This window comes from Rhizobium arsenicireducens (assembly GCF_964021225.1).
The window spans coordinates 1-16934 of record NZ_CAXHYK020000003.1 but is presented as its reverse complement, the minus strand read 5'-3'; the positions used below and the strand labels follow the sequence as shown (position 1 = coordinate 16934).

At 59.1% G+C, this 16934-nt stretch carries 14 protein-coding genes and 4 pseudogenes; 7 read left to right on the top strand and 11 right to left on the bottom strand.

All coding sequences use genetic code 11. From position 1 onward, the window contains the following. Nucleotides 1-13 precede the first annotated feature (13 nt). The 6 genes from ACWPVA_RS21250 to ACWPVA_RS21225 form a co-directional block, all read right to left on the bottom strand. Nucleotides 14-1255: an NAD(P)/FAD-dependent oxidoreductase gene (locus ACWPVA_RS21250; protein WP_454289688.1), complete on the bottom strand. Its 1242-nt coding sequence runs from the start codon at nt 1253-1255 to the stop codon at nt 14-16. Beyond that, nucleotides 1255-1977, bottom strand: a complete 723-nt coding sequence (locus ACWPVA_RS21245) for an amino acid ABC transporter ATP-binding protein (protein WP_454289687.1) — start codon at nt 1975-1977, stop codon at nt 1255-1257. The genes ACWPVA_RS21250 and ACWPVA_RS21245 overlap by 1 nt, the downstream gene beginning before the upstream one ends. Then, nucleotides 1970-2623, bottom strand: a complete 654-nt coding sequence (locus tag ACWPVA_RS21240; RefSeq protein WP_454289686.1) for an amino acid ABC transporter permease — start codon at nt 2621-2623, stop codon at nt 1970-1972. Before ACWPVA_RS21240 ends, ACWPVA_RS21245 begins: the two co-directional genes overlap by 8 nt. Nucleotides 2624-2634: 11 nt before the next feature. Beyond that, on the bottom strand, nt 2635-3300 hold the full coding sequence (locus tag ACWPVA_RS21235; RefSeq protein ID WP_454289685.1) for an amino acid ABC transporter permease: 666 nt from the start codon (nt 3298-3300) through the stop codon (nt 2635-2637). Between the two features lie 69 nt (nt 3301-3369). Further along, complete coding sequence (locus ACWPVA_RS21230; protein WP_454289684.1) at nt 3370-4179, bottom strand: ABC transporter substrate-binding protein; 810 nt, start codon at nt 4177-4179, stop codon at nt 3370-3372. 154 nt (nt 4180-4333) lie between these two features. Further along, the gene (locus tag ACWPVA_RS21225; RefSeq protein ID WP_454289738.1) at nt 4334-5851 is read right to left on the bottom strand and encodes an aldehyde dehydrogenase (NADP(+)); all 1518 of its coding nucleotides are present in this window, start codon (nt 5849-5851) and stop codon (nt 4334-4336) included. 140 nt (nt 5852-5991) lie between these two features. Between ACWPVA_RS21225 and ACWPVA_RS21220 the strand changes: the two are divergent. Together ACWPVA_RS21220 and ACWPVA_RS21215 are read left to right on the top strand one after the other, a co-directional pair. Continuing rightward, nucleotides 5992-6928 (top strand): annotated as a pseudogene (locus ACWPVA_RS21220) (Ldh family oxidoreductase); the annotation flags it as partial. A gap of 234 nt (nt 6929-7162) precedes the next feature. Continuing rightward, nucleotides 7163-7537: pseudogene (locus ACWPVA_RS21215) on the top strand (transposase); the annotation flags it as partial. Between the two features lie 28 nt (nt 7538-7565). Here the strand turns inward: ACWPVA_RS21215 and ACWPVA_RS21210 are convergent. Next, nucleotides 7566-8785 (bottom strand): IS3 family transposase gene (locus ACWPVA_RS21210; RefSeq protein WP_454289683.1). Its coding sequence is split into 2 segments (ribosomal slippage): nt 7566-8446 and nt 8446-8785, totalling 1221 coding nucleotides; the frame shifts between segments, so codons are not numbered across the junction. A 59-nt stretch (nt 8786-8844) separates the two neighbouring features. Between ACWPVA_RS21210 and ACWPVA_RS21205 the strand changes: the two are divergent. Continuing rightward, nucleotides 8845-9856: pseudogene (locus ACWPVA_RS21205) on the top strand (IS1182 family transposase); the annotation flags it as partial. A gap of 157 nt (nt 9857-10013) precedes the next feature. Here ACWPVA_RS21205 and ACWPVA_RS21200 read toward each other — a convergent pair. Next, complete coding sequence (locus tag ACWPVA_RS21200; RefSeq protein ID WP_454289682.1) at nt 10014-10976, bottom strand: dihydrodipicolinate synthase family protein; 963 nt, start codon at nt 10974-10976, stop codon at nt 10014-10016. Between the two features lie 113 nt (nt 10977-11089). After that, nucleotides 11090-11794, bottom strand: coding sequence for a GntR family transcriptional regulator (locus ACWPVA_RS21195; RefSeq protein ID WP_454289681.1), 705 nt, complete (start codon nt 11792-11794; stop codon nt 11090-11092). A 164-nt stretch (nt 11795-11958) separates the two neighbouring features. Here ACWPVA_RS21195 and ACWPVA_RS21190 point away from each other — a divergent pair, with 164 nt between their 5' ends. Continuing rightward, nucleotides 11959-12996: a trans-3-hydroxy-L-proline dehydratase gene (locus tag ACWPVA_RS21190; RefSeq protein WP_454289680.1), complete on the top strand. Its 1038-nt coding sequence runs from the start codon at nt 11959-11961 to the stop codon at nt 12994-12996. Between the two features lie 950 nt (nt 12997-13946). After that, nucleotides 13947-14162, top strand: coding sequence for a hypothetical protein (locus tag ACWPVA_RS21185; protein ID WP_454289737.1), 216 nt, complete (start codon nt 13947-13949; stop codon nt 14160-14162). 94 nt (nt 14163-14256) lie between these two features. On the opposite strand, the pseudogene ACWPVA_RS21180 reads toward ACWPVA_RS21185, so the two are convergent. Then, nucleotides 14257-14907, bottom strand: a pseudogene (locus ACWPVA_RS21180) (RHE_PE00001 family protein); the annotation flags it as partial. A 194-nt stretch (nt 14908-15101) separates the two neighbouring features. Further along, nucleotides 15102-15566 carry an Lrp/AsnC family transcriptional regulator gene (locus ACWPVA_RS21175; RefSeq protein ID WP_454289679.1) on the bottom strand — a complete coding sequence of 155 codons (465 nt, stop codon included), beginning with the start codon at nt 15564-15566 and terminating at the stop codon, nt 15102-15104. A 129-nt stretch (nt 15567-15695) separates the two neighbouring features. Between ACWPVA_RS21175 and alr the strand changes: the two genes are divergently transcribed. Together alr and ACWPVA_RS21165 are read left to right on the top strand one after the other, a co-directional pair. Next, entirely contained in the window at nt 15696-16820 is a 1125-nt protein-coding gene (alr, locus tag ACWPVA_RS21170) for an alanine racemase (RefSeq protein ID WP_454289678.1), read from the top strand. Between the two features lie 24 nt (nt 16821-16844). Continuing rightward, nucleotides 16845-16934 (top strand): FAD-dependent oxidoreductase (locus tag ACWPVA_RS21165; RefSeq protein WP_454289736.1); only part of this gene is annotated, 90 nt, incomplete at its 3' end.

The window sequence follows — 16934 nt, the reverse complement described above, 5'->3', positions numbered from 1 at the left end:
GGCTCAAACTCTGTCAGAAGCGTTGCGGCGAGAAGGGTGATATTTCGATTGGGAGCCGCTCATCCGTCAACAGATCAGCGACAAGCCGAGCGGTCCCGGTTGATTGGGTGAGACCAAGGTGTCCGTGGCCGAAAGCGTAGATGACACGAGTCAGGCCGCGCGCTCGTCCGATTGCCGGCAGACTGTCAGGCAATGAGGGGCGGAAGCCCATCCACTGCACACCCTCCTCCGCCTTCAAGCCCGGCAGAAACGCCTGCGCCTTGCCGAGCATTGCTTGCGAGCGCTTGTAGTTCGGCGGCAGGTCCAGCCCCCCGAGCTCCACCGCACCGCCGACGCGGATGCCGGTCGACAGACGGCTCACAACGAAACCATGTCCGCCAAAAGTGACCTGTGTCCTGAGGTCGAAGGCCGTAAGCGGCAGGGTCGTGTTGTAGCCCCGCTCCGTCTCCAGCGGGATCGTTTCTCCAAGGGTCCGCGCGATGCGGTGCGAAAAAGCGCCCGCAGCCACCACCACCTGCCCCGCACGATATTGCTCACCCTGTGCGGTGACAATCTCGACGCCCGTCTCATCCGGCCGGACTGCCGTGACCTCTGCCTGGCCGATCTTGCCGCCCTTGGCACAAAAATGATCCGCGAGCGCTATCGTATAGAGCTTTGGATCAGCGATGGAGTACCAGCCGGGGGTAAAGGTTCCGTGGGTAAAACGGGGCGATAGCCCAGGCTGGAGTTCTGCCATACCTGCAGCATCGAGATGGCGGAACTCAATGCCATGGCGTTCGCGCGCCGCCCATCCCGGTAACGCCGCATCAAGCTCAGCCTGGCTTTCGTAGACCTGCAGGTTGCCATCCTTGCGCAGCATGTTCAGCGTGCCCGTCTGCTGCAAGAACGGCTCGAGCTCTGCCTTGGAGAGATCCATCAACGCGGTCTGCGCATCCGTGGACGATGCAACGCGAGCCGGAGAACAGGCGCGCCAGAAGCGATACATCCATGGCGCGATGTTGAGAGCGTAAGATGGTCGAACCGAAAGGGGGCCGAGCGGATCGAGTAGCCACTTCGGCGCCTTTCGCATGATACCGGGCGAGGCAAGCGGCAGGATGTCGGTGAAGGCGAAGGCCCCGGCATTTCCGGCGGATGCGCCGGCCGCCGGCCCTTCCCGATCGAACACCGTCACCGAAAGCCCCCTCGCCTGCGCGGCGATCGCGGCGGAGAGGCCGATCACGCCTGCACCGATGACGACAACGTCCGGCTGTGTCATCAGCGGACGCTCCCGAGAAACTCCTGCGTCTCCGGCCGCTGAGGGGAGCCAAAGATCTGATCGGGCGAACCGATCTCCGCCATTACGCCCTGGTGGAAGAAAGCAACACGGTCGGATACGTCGCGCGCAAAGGCCATTTCATGAGTGACGCAGATCATCGTCATCCCTTCCTCTGCAAGCATCTTGAGTGTGTCCAGAACCTCTCCGACCAGCATAGGGTCAAGAGCCGAGGTAACCTCATCGAACAGCATATACTCCGGGGACATGGCAAGCGCGCGAGCGATAGCCATGCGCTGCTGCTGGCCACCCGACATCCGGCTCGGATAGACCGACAGCTTGTCCCGCAAACCCACATGGGTGAGTTGCTTCACCGCAATCTCCTCGGACTTCTCCTTGGGAAGGCCGAGGACTTTGCGCGGCGCCAGCATCACGTTCTCCAGCACCGTGAGGTGGGGGAAGGCGTTCCACTGCTGGAAAACGATCCCGACCTTCTGGCGCAGTTTGTTGAGGTCGGTTGTCTTCGCGTGGACCTCGGTGCCGTCAATGCGGATCCGTCCCGCGTTGATTGGCTCCAGACCGTTGATACAGGTCAGCAAAGTAGATTTCCCCGAGCCAGACCCGCCTATGATCGTGACTACCTCGCCGTTCTTGACGTTCAGGTTGATACCCTTGAGAACCTCCAGACTGCCGAAGGACTTATGGACATTTTCAATCTCAATCATAGGGAGACCACCGTCTTTCGAGATAACCGCCGAACCGGGCGATGGGGAAGCTGATGATGAAGTAGATGGCACCGCAGATCAGGAGGATAAACAACGGCTCCTGAAGGCGGGTGACCAGGATCTGCGATGCTCGTAGCAGTTCGATTAAGCCGAGCCAGAGGACCAAGGCTGAATCCTTCATGACGCCCAGCGTCAGCCCAATCCACGCGGGGAGCGAAACGCGCGTCGCCAAGGGCGCCACGATGTAGCGCATATCCTGCCCCCAGGTCATGCCCAGTGAGCGAGCTGCACGGCGAGTGGTCACCGGGACTGACTCAATGCCGCCTCTGACGATCTCGGTACAATAGGCCGCAGTATAGAGCGAGAGAACCACACAAGATGTGGTAAACGGGGGCCAACCAAGCTTTGCTATAGACTGCAAGGCATTGCCGAGCACCAACTGGATGAGAAGCGGAACGGACCTGAAAACGTCGAGGAAGAACATCAAGGGCATCGACCAGACAGGTCCGGCCTGAAAGCGGATCACGCCGAAAACAATTCCCATGATGGTGCCCGCGGCGACCGAAACGGCGGTTACTGCTAGGGTCATAGCGGCACCTTGGCCGAGGAAGACAAAGTCGTTCCAGGTGAGGGCGGTGTCGAACATATCCTGCCCTCCTAGTAGCGGAACATGCGCCAGGCCAAAGCTCTGGCGGCCAAGGTCACAGCCTTGGCGATGACGTAATAGATCACCGCAGCGATCGCGAAGAATTCGAACGTACGGAATGAGCGAGCATTCAGCTCCTGGGTCACACCGGCAAGGTCGGTGTTCATCCCGACGGTAACGCCGAGCGACGTCATGAGGATTGCCCAAACCATCTGGTTCGTCGCCGGCAGATAAGCGATGCGCAGCATCTGAGGCACCACTATGAAGCGGAAAGCCTGCAGCGAGGTCATCCCGAGCGAGCGAGCTGCGCGCGTCTGCGTCTCCGGGATTGCCTTCAACGCACCACGGAAGTTTTCGGCGAGATAGCCCGCATTGTTGAAAGCTATTCCTGCAAGCAACGCTGTATAGGGACTGAGGTGGATACCAAAATTACCCAGACCGAAGTGGGCCATATAGATCTGGAACAGTGCCGGAGTGTTGCGTGCGACCTCGATCCAAGTTGCTGCTAACCCGGACAGGACCCTATTGCCAGTTAAACGAAAGACAGTGAGCGCAATTGCGCAAGCCAGCCCGATGACCATCGACAGGATGGCAACCTGAACAGTGACAAGCGCACCGTCGAGCATCTGCGGCAGCGCCTTAAGTGCCTGGTTCCATTGAAAGGTATAGTTGAACATTCCCGCCTCACTTCACTAAAGGGAGCAGTGGCGCCGGCTGCTGTCGACGCCACCTTGGAGACGGGTCAATCAGCGATAAACGCCGCCGACGGTGAGATCAGGCGCCTCGCCACCCACCCACTTCTCGTAAAGTTCAGCATAGCGCCCGGTCCGGACTTGCTGGTTGATGAATAGGTTGAGGTAGTTGATCAGGCCGTATTCTTCCCGGTTGGTGAAGAGCGCGACATAGTCCGTGTCAAACGGCGCCTTACCGACCACTGCAAGCCCAGTGAAATTTCCTGACTTGACGTTCGCCTGAGCGACGGTAGACGTGGAAACCGTCGCGTCAATCTGACCTTGGCTCAAAGCGAGAAAGACGTCTGCCTGGGTCTGATATGGACGAAACTCGCCCTCCCCCCAGGCCTTGACCTGCTCTTCGAGAGCAATTGCCTCATAGGTGCCGGCCGTGGCGCCGACGACCTTGCCCTTCATATCTTCGAAGGACTTCACACCAGACTTGTCGTTAGCCGTGACGGCCATTTCGAAAGCGAAGTAGGGGATAGTCATTCCCACTGTTTTCGCTCGCTCAAGCGTATCGGAGGTCGAGGCTACGCCTACATCTACCCGACCAGACATAAGGGCTGGAATGCGCTCCGGGAATGGTGTCTCGACGATTTCGGCCGTCACCCCGAGAGCCTTCGCCAGATCGTTGCAATAGTCTACGTCGAAGCCGACCGGATTGTTGCTTTCATCACGCGACCCCATCGGCGGGAAGTCGAGGACCACTGCGCAACGCAGGGTGCCGGAACCGATAATATCATCAAGCTTGTCCGCGTAAGCGGCGCCACCGAGCGCGGTGGCAGCCACAAGGCCAAAAGCCAGTACCGAAACCTTTTTCATTGCTCTCTCCCAATCTAAGCAATCCTCGCCCGCGAAGGTCCGTCCCACACCGAACGGCGAAGACCTGAGATCAATATACAAAAAAAATACAGATAGTATATAGCCTCTCTGAAAAAGTTTGATGGAGGCAGGCGCCAGTCCGCCTCCCCCCGATCTAGTCCCTCATGTCTTCAGGCAGCAATTCGGGCGGCATGTTCTGATAAGATACAGGCCGCAGGAAACGACGAATCGACATTGTGCCGACGCTCGTCGCGCCAAAGTTTGTCGATGCGGGATACGGCCCGCCGTGAACCATGGCGTCAACAACTTCGACGCCCGTGGGAAAGCCATTGACCAAGACGCGACCCGCCTTGCGCTCCAAAATAGGACGAAGGCGCATGGCGGCTTCGAGATCACCGGCATCTATGTGCATCGTCACAGTCAACTGCCCATCGAGCCGACGGCCGATCAACTCCATCTCCTCTACCGACTGCACTCGCACAACGAGACCGAGCGGTCCGAAGACTTCTTCTGAGAGCGCGTGATCGGCCAGAAATTGATCGCCCGTTAATTCGAACAGGTTCGGAAGGGCGTTCCGTCCGCTCGATTCAGTGACGTATAAGGGCTTCACAGTGTTGCGGCCGCTGAAGCGCTTCATCCCCTCCCGGTACGCATTCGCAATACCGTCTGTGAGCATGGTTTGCGGCCCCACCTTTCGCAGCGCCTCCACTGTAGAGGTGGTGAAGCGATCGGCGTCTGCTCCATCCGCGACGATGGCGATGCCGGGATTGGTGCAGAACTGGCCAGCTCCCATGGTCAGCGACGCCGCCCAGCCCTCGCCTAGCGCTTCAGCACGGGCCTTCATTGCCTCCGGCAGCAGGAACATCGGGTTGACTGAACCAAGTTCACCAAAGAAGGGGATCGGCTCTGGACGGCCTGCGCACAGGTTGAAGAGTGCCCGGCCGCCGGTGAGCGAACCGGTGAAGCCAACCGCCTTTATCAGCGGGTGCTGTACGAGAGCTTCTCCAACCTGACGGCTGCCCCCCTGGATCAGCGAGAAGACCCCCGGATGCGTTCCGGTTTTCTTGATCGCTGCTTCGATAGCATGAGCGACGATCTCGCCTGTACCCGGATGGGCGGAGTGTCCCTTCACCACCACCGGGCAGCCGGCAGCAAGTGCTGCAGCGGTGTCGCCGCCGGCAGTCGAGAAGGCGAGCGGAAAGTTGGAGGCGCCGAAGACGGCGACTGGACCAATCGGCCGCTGGATCAGGCGGATCTCCGGGCGCGGAGCCGGCTGGCGGTCCGGTAGCGCTGCATCTACACGGCGATCGAGATAGTCACCCTTTTCGATGTGGTCGGCAAACAGGCGCAATTGGCCGGTCGTGCGACCCCGCTCCCCTTGAAGGCGCGCGGCCGGCAAGCCGGTTTCCTGCGTGCCGATGTCGGTAATCTCGTCGGCTCGAGCCTCGATCTCATCTGCGATGGCGCATAAGAAAGCAGCCCGATCCGCGCGGGAGGAGTAGCCGTAGCTCACATATGCTTCCTCTGCCGCTTCGGCCGCCCTGTTCACAAGAGCCAGGTTTCCGACTGCAAAATCATGTGCCGGTCCATGTGCAGGTGACGAGGCGAAGGTTCCATCGCCCTCCAGCCACTCGCCGGCGACGATATGTTTACCACTGGGGGTAAAAGCCATTTGAGGCACCTTTCTTCCAAGGAGGAATTTGCTGATCAGTAGACGCTGCATGGATTGCGCCTGTCGCGTGCTGTATACTATATGTATGCAAGATCGAATCTCAAACACTTTTTTTGTTGGCCAGCCTCGGAGAAACGAATATGCCCCAGACATCCACCATCACGATTGCGGATCTCCACCGGCGGGTCGATGCCATCTTCCGGAAGGCCGGCCTCAATGCGCAGCAGGCGGGGGCGCTTGCACGCGTCATCGTCGCAGGCGAGCGTGACGCCTGCAAGTCGCATGGGATCTATCGTATCGAGGGGGCCCTGCGGACCGTGAAGGCGGGCAAGGTCAAGCCGGCTGCAGTGCCGGAACTCGACCTGAACCAAGGTTCGGCCATTGTCAGAGTCGACGCCAAGGGGGGATTTGCCAACCCCGCCTTCGAACTCGGTCTTCTCGCACTTGCCGAACGCGCGCGTGCCCTCGGTCTCGCGGCGCTGGTCATCAACGATTGCAGCCACTTTTCCGCCCTATGGCCGGAAGTGGAAGCGGTGACTGGCCAAGGCCTTGCCGCGCTCGCCATGTGCCCCAGCTATGCGACCGTTGCGCCGACTGGCGGCAGCAAGCCCTTGCTCGGGACGAACCCCTTCGCTTTCGGCTGGCCGCGTCCGGATCACTCACCCTATGTCTTCGACTTCGCCACCTCCGTGGCCGCACGGGGAGCTCGAACTGCATCGACGCGCCGGCAAGCCGCTGCCGGAAGGCTGGGCGATCGATGCCGAAGGACAGCCGACGACCGATCCGGAAGCGGCCCTGGCCGGCGCCATGCTTCCCTTCGGTGGCCACAAGGGCTCGGCGATCGGCACCATGATCGAGCTTCTGGCCGGCATCATGATCGGCGACCTGACGAGCCCTGAAGTCCTGGACTATCTCGGGACCACGACGCTTGCGCCCATGCATGGGGAACTGATCATCGCCCTCTCGCCTGAGGCCTTTGCCGCCGGGCGTCCCGGTAACCCCTTTGCGCGTGCCGAAAACTTGTTCGAGAGCATTGTCGGCCAGGGCGCCCGCCTACCGTCGCAGCGCCGCTTTGAGGCCCGTGCGAAATCCGAGGCGGAAGGGATTGCGCTGACGGCTGCCGAAATGGAGCAGCTTGACCGGCTTCTGGAGAAGGGGCTGGACGCGATCGCGTGATCCGATAGCGTGCCCTGAACATTACCGCCTGTACGGTTCAAGCTCAGGACGAAGCAAAAAGGCCCTCCTTGCGGAGGGCCTTCAGACTGCTGACAAACCCCTGGCTACAGCCGGGGGTTTATGATTCACTGGGACATGTTGAAGAAACCTGCTCCCGAACAGACGGCTCTCGAGATGGTGACGCTCGACAGCCTTGTGCCGAAGGATCACCTGCTTCGCAAAATCGATGCGGTGATTGATTTTTCCTTCATCCATGATCGGGTTGCCGGTCTTTATTGCGCCGGCAACGGCCGCCCGCCGCTCGACCCGACCTTGATGTTCAAAGCGCTGTTCCTTGGTTACCTGTTCGGGGTGCGTTCGGAGCGACAGTTGGTGCGCGAGATCGAGATGAATGTCGCCTATCGGTGGTTCCTGCGGATGAAGCTGACTGATCCCGTCTTTGATGCCTCGACGCTCAGTCAGAACCGCCGCCGCCGCTTCAACGGCACTGATGTGGCGCAGGACATCTTTGGAGTTGCCCCTTAAAAACCGGACAGGATCAGGTTTCTGTTTGACGGTTTAAGAACTCACGAGGCGAGCGATACCCCAATGCCTTGTGCGGGTGAAGGGTATTGTAGTGTTCGAACCATGAGGGCAGTTGCGCGATGACGGTTGCGGCGTCTGGTCGAGGGTTCACTGAGACGTAGTCGCGCTTGAATGTTTTGACGAAAGCCTCTGCCATCCCATTGGATTGGGGGCTGCGAATGGGCGTGGAGCAAGGCTCCATGCCGATATCGACAAGCAGTGACCTGGTGTCCTTTGCGATGAAGCAGGAGCCGTTGTCAGTCAGCCATTCGATTGGCTTTGGAAGAGTGTTGATGAGACCGAAGCGATTCTCCACAGCCGTAATGACCAGGTCTTGGACGTCCTCACTCTTGATGCCCTCTGTTGTCGCGACATGGGCAATGGCTTCGCGATCACAGCAATCGAGCGCGAACGCAACGCGGACCTTCTCCTTGTTGTCGCAGCCGATCTCGAAGCCGTCTGAACACCAGCGCAGATTGGATTGCTCGACGGCAACACGGCCATCGTGGCGATGGGTGTCGAGAGCACCGGTGTGGCGCTGAAGAAGCATGCCGTGAACCTTCATCACCCGGTAGACGCGTTTGGCATTTGGCCACGGTCGGCTTTCGCTTCGGGCTTTACGGCAAAGGATCGCGTGCACCCGGCGATATCCGTAGGTGGGCATATCGTCGATGATGGTCTTGATCTCATCCACCAGCTCCCGATCAGCAAGCGGCGGACGCCCTCTGGCTTTGGAGGGACGTCGCTTCACAGATTCCGCGATGTTGGATCGGGCGACACCCAAGGTCTTACACACCGTCGTCATCGGGAACCGTCCTTCGGCAACGAGAGCGAGCGCAACAGGTGTTTTTTTGACCCTGATGCGATCTCAAGCGCTTCCTTGAGGATTTCGCCTTCCATCGTCTTCTTGCCGAGGAGGCGCTGCAGCTCTTTAACCTGGTTCTGAAGCGCTCTGTATTCGGATGCAGGAACGACCTCTTCCTGCGATGCCGTGGCCGTCAGCGCACCCTGCGCCGCAAGTTTGCGCCAGGCGAATAGCTGGTTCGGTTGAATGCCGTGCCGTCGCGCCACGATGCTGACCGTGACATCAGGCTCGTAGGTCTCCTGGACTATCGCCAGCTTCTCCGCTGTCGACCAGCGACGGCGACGCTCACGGCCGGACAGCACTTCAATCTTGGGGATGTGACTGGTCATAATGGGCACATTACTCCTAACACTTAGCAAGTGGGAGATCGTGTCCGGGGATTTAGGGGGCCACTACAATCTTCGATGCGATCGTGGAACAGGCGATCCGCCACGGCCTGGTCGATGGCACGGTGCTCTATACGGATTCGACCCATCTGAAGGCCAATGCCAACAAGGGCAAGTATGATCTTGAGATGCTTGCGAAGTCACGCGCCGACTACTGGGCCGATCTTGACCGGGCGATCGAGGCCGAGCGGGCGGCGCACGGCCAGAAGTCGCTTAGGCAAAAGGAGCGCGAGCCTGAGGTGAAGGAAACCAAGATCAGCCGCACCGATCGGGATGCGGGCTACATGGTGCGCGACGGCAAGCCCAAGGGCTTCTTTTATCTCGATCATCGCACGGTCGATGGCCGCCATGCGATCATCACCGACACGCATGTCACGCCGGCCAATGTGCATGACAGTATCGTCTATCGGGAACGGCTCGACCGGCAGCGCCAGCGCTTCGACTTCCATGTTGGCGCAGTCGGCCTGGATGCGGGCTACGCCACTTCGGGCATCGCTAAGGGGCTGGAGGAGAGACAAATCCTCGGGGTGACCGGCTATCGCAACCCGACCCCCGCCAAAGGACGGGATGATGCGCAAGTCGCAGTTCGTCTTTGAGCCCGAGACCGACGGCTATCGTTGCCCGCAGGGTCAGCTGCTCACCTATGCCACCACCGACCGGAACGGCTACAAGCACTACCGCTCGGACCCGTCCCTTTGCCGCGACTGCCCGCTTCTTGCCTCCTGCACCGCAAACGCCAAGGCGGAGCGGACCATCACCCGCCATGTCTGGGCCGATGCCCGCGAGCGAACCGATGCCAACCGCAAGACGGCCAGAGGCAAGGCGATCTACAAGCGGCGAAAGGAGACGGTCGAGCGCTCCTTTGCCGATGCCAAACAGCTCCACGGGCATCGCTATGCCCGCTTCCGCGGCCTCATCAAAGTCCAATGGCAATGCCTGCTGGCGGCGAGCGCCCAGAACATCAAGAAGATCGCAATGGCAGTCACCAAAGCCACGAACCCCGCCTGGGCATAAGGGCACAGGTCCCATTGAGTTCACCAAAATCTACGGCCGAAACACCACCTGAGCATGAACCTCAAAAACCAGAAAACCCGCCAAGCAAAAATAGGCGGGTTTGTCAGCGGTCTGAGGCCCTCCTTGCGGAGGGCCTTTTCCTGGGAGGACCGGTGATCTAGGCCTTGCATGTCTGGACGGCGCCCGGAAGCTTGCTCCACTCTGCATACCAAGTATCAAAGAGCTTCAGTTGAGCTTCGACATAACCACGCTGGCTTTCGGAGAGCTCGTCCGTCTCATTGAAGTGCAGCGTGTATTCCCTGTCACCCTTGAGCACCATCATGTGCTTGAAGTAGAGAACAAGATCAGGCCCCTCGTCGAAGGAAGAGAGCACCCCAAGCGCCGATTCAAGTTCAAGGGCGCGCTGGCGGGCATCCGGATCGCCCTTCGCCGCGGCCTGGGCAAGGTTGCACATGTGCAGCACTTCCTTAGGCAGTACACAGCCAATACCGGTAATGGCACCGGTCGCCCCACAGTTGACGAAGCCATGGAACACGCATGTATCCACGCCGATCATCAGCGAGACATCATCGTCGCGACTTGTAATGTTTTCCGCCGCATAACGCATGTCCTCCGCGCCGCCGAACTCCTTGAAGCCGACTAGATTCGGATGTTCCGCACGCAAAGCGAAGAAGAGATCGGCGCGTGTAGCAAAACCATAGTAGGGGCTGTTGTAAATCACTGCCGGCAAATCCGGCGCTGCGGAAAGAATGGCCTTAAAGTGGTTTCTTTGCGCGGCCACGACTGACCCTCGAGACAAGACACGCGGTATAACCATCAGACCCTGTGCCCCAATTTTTTGCGCGTGAGCAGCGTGTGCGACGGCAGATGCCGTATTGACGGCTCCGGTACCCACAATGACCGGCACTCCGGCCTTCACAAGGCGTTCCACGCCTTCCATACGCTGCTCATCGGTCAATAGCGGCCAGTCACCCATCGACCCGCAGTAGACGACCGCAGACATCCCATTGTCGATCAGTTCTTTGCCCTTGCGGACCAAAGAATCGAAATCTGGCGTGCGATCACTCTTGCAAGGGGTCATCAAGGCGGGGATTACGCCGGAAAATATGGTGGCTTTCACGTCAGTCTCCATTTGAAGATATAACCGGCCGTCAGAAGAAGGAATAACCTCCCTAACGGTTTCCCCTGCAGTACCAACTTGCATTTAGTTTGTCGACAAAAAAAATACAACGATCAGAACTCGAGGTCGAGTCCTCCGCTGCGACTGAACAATTTCTGCACTTGTGCAACGATCTGCTCAGCGTGAGCCTTCCCAAGATGATCGGCGCGATCGACGTCGCGGGCAACAATCGCAGCAATGAGTTCTGCATGTTCCTCCACGAAGCGTTGAGGGAACTGTTCGTCATAGGACTGATAATACAGTCGCAGGATCCGCCTGCCCTCGTCGAGCAGTTTGCGGAACAGGCCTGTAAAGTAGGGGTTACGGCCCGCTTCGGAAATCGCGGCGTGGAAGGCCGCATTTGTTGCAATCATCAGCATCGCGTCGCGGGCGTTCACCGCCGCCGCATATTCCTCGTGATGAATTCGGATAACGGCTAGATCGCTCGGCCGGTGGTTCTGTGCTGCAAGACGGGTCGTGACACGATACATTAGCACGAGCGCTTCGAAGAATGGCCCAAGATTGATAAAATCAAAATTCAACACCATCGTCGACCGATTTGGTAGGGTCTCGATAAGCCCATCACCCGCAAGCCGGACAAGCGCCTCTCGGATCGGCGTGCGCGACATGTGGAAACGCTCCGCCAGTTGGACCTCGTCAATCGGGCTCCCAGGCGGAAGCTTCAAATCGAGAATTTCGTCGCGCAAGATATCGTAGACCATCTTGACGCCAGAACCGCGCTTACGCGCGGCTAGTGGGAGAGAAGCAGAATCGACCATTGATAACCCTCTTGTCGACAGATAAAATACAAACTCATAACTGCCCAATCAATCGTTTTAAAAGGGCATTGACGTTGCCGTTGCGTCAAGCGCAGCGGGTGGATTTTGACGAAATCGTATGCCCTCTGCATTCGATACGGAACGGCATCCGGTGGGGAGAGATAATGCGCAGTAGCAGAGTAATACATATCGTGTCCTGCCACGCAGAAGGCGAAGTGGGCGATGTGATCGTTGGTGGCGTCGCACCACCACCTGGCCAGACGCTATGGGAGCAGCGTAGGTTCATTGCCGAGGATAAGACGCTGCGCGACTTTGTATTGAATGAGCCCCGAGGTGGAGTTTTTCGTCACATCAATTTGCTGGTCCCCCCCAAGGATCCGCGGGCCACGATGGGCTTTATTATCATGGAGCCCGAGGATACGCCTCCCATGTCCGGGTCCAACTCTATTTGTGTCTCCACAGTGTTGCTCGATAGCGGTATCGTGCCGATGGTGGAGCCGGAAACGCGGATGGTGCTCGAGGCCCCTGGCGGATTGGTCAACGTTGTCGCGTCGTGTCGCGATGGAAAGGCTGAACGCATCACGGTCACCAATGTGCCCTCCTTCGTCGACAAGCTCAACGCGAAGATTGAAGTCGCAGGCCTTGGCACACTCACGGTCGACACCGCATATGGGGGAGACAGTTTCGTTTTTGCTGATGCTCAAGCGCTTGGTTTCAAAATCACACCCGACGAAGCACGCGAACTTGCCGAGACTGGCATCAGAATTACAAACGCTGCAAATGAGCAGCTCGGCTTCACGCACCCGGATAATCCGGAGTGGAACCATATCTCTTTTTGCCAACTGACGCTGCCGATCGAAGAGCGCGATGGTGTTTTACATGGTCGAAATACTGTTGTGATACAACCCGCCAAGCTTGACCGCTCGCCGACCGGAACCGGCTGCTCGGCCCGCATGGCATTGCTTCACGCTCGTGGCCAGATCAAGGTCGATCAGCTCTTCTGCGGCTATTCTATTATCGGCTCACGCTTCGATTGTCGCATCGTGAGGCAAACGACTGTCGGTGGGCGCGCCGCAATCGTGCCAGAAATCTCCGGCCGTGCGTGGATTACCGGCACTCACCAGGTGATGCTCGACCCGGACGATCCCTGGCCTGCAGGCTACCGGCTCTCCGATACTTGGCCCGATATCCCTAGGAATTGACCAACTATGGCACTACGGTCGGTTCCTGCCGTAGACAAAGCTGCACTTACGGCGAAGATCCTCAATCGGGTTCGGGAGGCTGCATCGCCACTCGGATCAATAGCTGATCCACACCGCCCATGCAGATGCAAATCAATCCCCGCATCTGCGTGGGCCCTGCTGTCTTGCTCTTGAACGGAATCGAACCCTTACCCAGCGGGTAATTCCCGTGTGGAACCGGTCAGTTACAAAGCTTTGAATTCCAGCCTCATGATTTTCCGATTTCTTTTAGGTGCCAATGGGCGAAACGCGTAAGCCCGCGGGGATTACTTATCTTTCCCGGTCGAGCCGTGAAGAGAATATCTCCAGGCTGAACACTGTTGATGCTGAAGCGTTTCATTCCCCTCCTCCGAAACCAGCCTGTATCTATTGCTGATAGTGCGGCGAGGACGATTGATCTCGCGGCAATCGATTGCATGGATCGTGAACATGCACGTCATCATCTGCGATGAGATTGATAGGAAAAATCACATGATTAGCTCCGCCAGCGTGGCGCGTAGGGAAGGAAAGAGCAGCCCCGAAGGCCAGCCGAAATGACAGCCGGCGGGGTTGGTGCGCGGGTCGCCGGGCATTTGCGAACGACCGGTCGCCAGCGTCACATTGTGCCAATCGGAATGGTCATTACGGCCTTGGCGGCATGGCCCGTGGCAGCTGAATCTGGGTATGGCCGCCTGGCTATCGGTCTTATACTGGCCGGCGTCGTGTCCGGTCCGATCGATGTTGCTCTTCTGACGCTTCGCCAGTGTCGAACCGATCCGCAACAGCTCGGCCGCATCATGTCGATTTCAGCCTGGATCTGGCCGGTTTCTCTCTCACAGCTCCGCATTGGCCGGCATGGTGATTACGTGATTGCTGTCCACGACATTCGTTCTGACGGGCATCGCCTCTGTCGTTGCGGCTGTCGCGACGATATCGATCCCCTCCCACACCAAGGCCGCTGCCTGATCAAGCGTTGTTCAGCGGGAAACCAACGCGATGCCCTTTGTGAGGTCTGCGGCAAAGAAGCCGTCCATGCCCATCACGATCAATATGATGAGCCTCTGAAGGTCCGGTGGCTATGCCGTCGCCAGCACGCGAAGCATCAGCATCACCGCGAGGACCTGTTTCCCATCCGGCCTTCGTGTTAGCGCTCATCACCGAGGTGTACAAAGCAAAATTTGAGCGTACGAAGCCTAGCGACGAGAAATACCGTCGCAGAAGTCGGCAAAAGTATCTTTTCGGCTAGGAAATCCCCCATGCCCGAAACCTCCCCCTCCCCGTCATCTCGCGAAGACCGAGCTCCTGCACGATGCGCCGCGCGCCTTGAGGCGTGACCTCAAGCGTCGTTGCCACTATGCCGGCGGAGATCGGCGGAAGCTCGACCAGCTTCGGTAGCCTGGATGACGTCCGCCGCCCCTCCAGCTTGCGCATCATCATATGCCGCGCCAGCACCAACCGGTCATGCTCCTTGAGCCCCGTCTCGGCGGCAATGATCAGCGCCCTTGATATCGCCAGCAACCGCGTCTCCCGATCACGACGCCGGCGCCGATCGATGGGGATCGCTTTTAGCCCGAGATTGATAGCGACGAGGTGGATGCCACTGGTAACGCCGCCCTCGCGCATGATCGAGGCAGCCAACAGCCGACCGAGCCAGGGCGCATGCTGGAGCACGGCGATCTCGTTCCAGGCATCGAGCGCCACGATGGCCTGCAGGACCGGCGGCAGGTCCTGGGCCCGCGCCAGCACGGCCTGCCACTCCGCCAGCCGCTCGTCCTCATCCCAGTCGAGATCGTAGAGGAAGGGATCCTTGTCCGGAACGTTTTTGGCACGACCCGACTTCTTCGCCCCTTCGATCGCGGCCTCGGAGCGCGCAAGCACTGCATCAATCGCGGCAAGCGCATCACCCAGGCCATAAATGTCGCGATCCCCCGCCTCCCACACCCAACCGGAGCTTCGCTCACCTCAACGCTCTCCTCCGGCACGCCCTCTCCGTCTACACCCAATGATGCTCCGGCCCACGACCGCCCACGTTTCAAGTCATCAAGTATTCCGAATGCGATTCTCGGCCATTCTCGAGCTATGGTTCCTTACCGTTGTGCCTTCGCGCGCGTTGCCAGCACATTACGGATCGAGAAGCTGGAATGGATGCGCTGAACGCCGGGAAGCGCAGACAGAATTTCCTTGTGGATGCGCTCGAAGTCGCCGGCATTGGCTACCTCTACGCGAAGGAGATAATCCGAACCGCCTGTCATTAGGAAGCATTCTCGGATTTCCGGGTGGCGTCTTACCGCTGCCTCGAAACGATCCAGATGGTCCTCCGTCTGGCGCTCCAGCGTGATATTGATGATGACCGCGATCGCCGCCTCAGCGTTTCCGGCATCGACAAGCGCAGTATAGCCTCGGATGACGCCGCTCTTTTCCATCAAGCGGATCCGCCGCAAGCAGGCGGAAGGCGACAGTCCCACCTCGGATGCAAGAGCAGCATTGCTCATGCGCGCATCGAGCCGGAGAAGCCGCAGAATATTGCGATCAATGGCATCAAGAGCGGACATGGCAGATTATTCCAAAATTCGTTTCATTCTTCCAACAATCATTCAGATGGGCAATAATCAACCACTCAAGAACGAGAAATTTCATGATCGTTTCATTAGGGTTCTACGAAAAGGACTCGGGGAACGGTAATGGACGGCGTCACATCACGATATATCAGCCTCGAGGCTGGCGCCTCGCCCGGCTACCTCACCATCAATCTGGCGGCGCTTGCTCGTAATTATGCGCGGCTGGCGGCCGACATTGCTCCGGCGCGGGCGGCGGCCGTTGTCAAGGCCGATGCCTATGGGCTGGGCGCGGATCGGGTCGGGACGCGACTCTATGCGGAGGGGTGCCGTCACTTCTTCGTCGCACAGTTCAGTGAGGCGCTGCAGTTACGCCCGCTTCTGGCAGACGATGCAAGCATATTTGTGCTGAACGGTCTCCTCCCTGGCAACGAAAGCACCTGCGCGCGCCACGGCATTGTACCCGTTATCAACTCCCTCGAGCAGTGGAGGCGGTGGGCCGATGCGGCGAGGATTGCCGGACGTTCGCTTCCCGCTGTCCTCCAGTTCGACACTGGCATGTCGCGGCTCGGCGTGCCGCCGGAGGAGCGCGATGCACTTGCGGAAATGGTGAAAACCGAAGCCAGGATCGTCGTGCTTTTCGTGATGAGCCATCTCGCAAGCGCAGATGACGCCGAAAGCGCGCAAAACGCCAGCCAGCTTGCCGATATGCAGGCCGTCATCGCTGCCTTCCCGCACTTCGATATGTGCTTCGCCAATTCCGGAGGGATTTTTCTTGGGCGCCCCTATCACGGGGTGCTCGCCCGCCCGGGTATCGCGCTTTACGGCGGCGCTCCTGTTTCTGGCCGAGCGAACCCGATGGAGCAGGTCGTCAGCCTCGACATATCGGTGGTGCAGACGCGGACGGTACAGGCCGGTACCCCCGTTGGTTACAGCGGTACCCATATCGCGACGTGCGAAACCCGTCTTGCCACTATCGCTGCCGGCTATGCGGACGGCCTGCCTCGTAGCCTATCGGACCGCGGTGCATTCTATTGCGATGGGGTTCGTCTACCTATTTTGGGACGCGTCTCGATGGACAGCATCACCATCGACATTTCGGCGTTGCCAGAGCGGCGCCTAACTCTCGGAAGCCGTGTCGAGTTGCTCGGCCCCAACCAGACGTTAGAGGATGTGGCCCGCGACGCCGGTACCATTTCCTACGAGATCCTGACCGGCCTCGGAAACCGCTACCAACGAATTTACTGCTGAATTGTTTCTTCTTTCGAGGTTATCATGAAAGTCATCGTCCTCGGCGCCGGCATCGTCGGTGTCACATCCGCCTACCAACTCGCTCGAGCCGGCCACGAGGTGACGGTTGTTGAC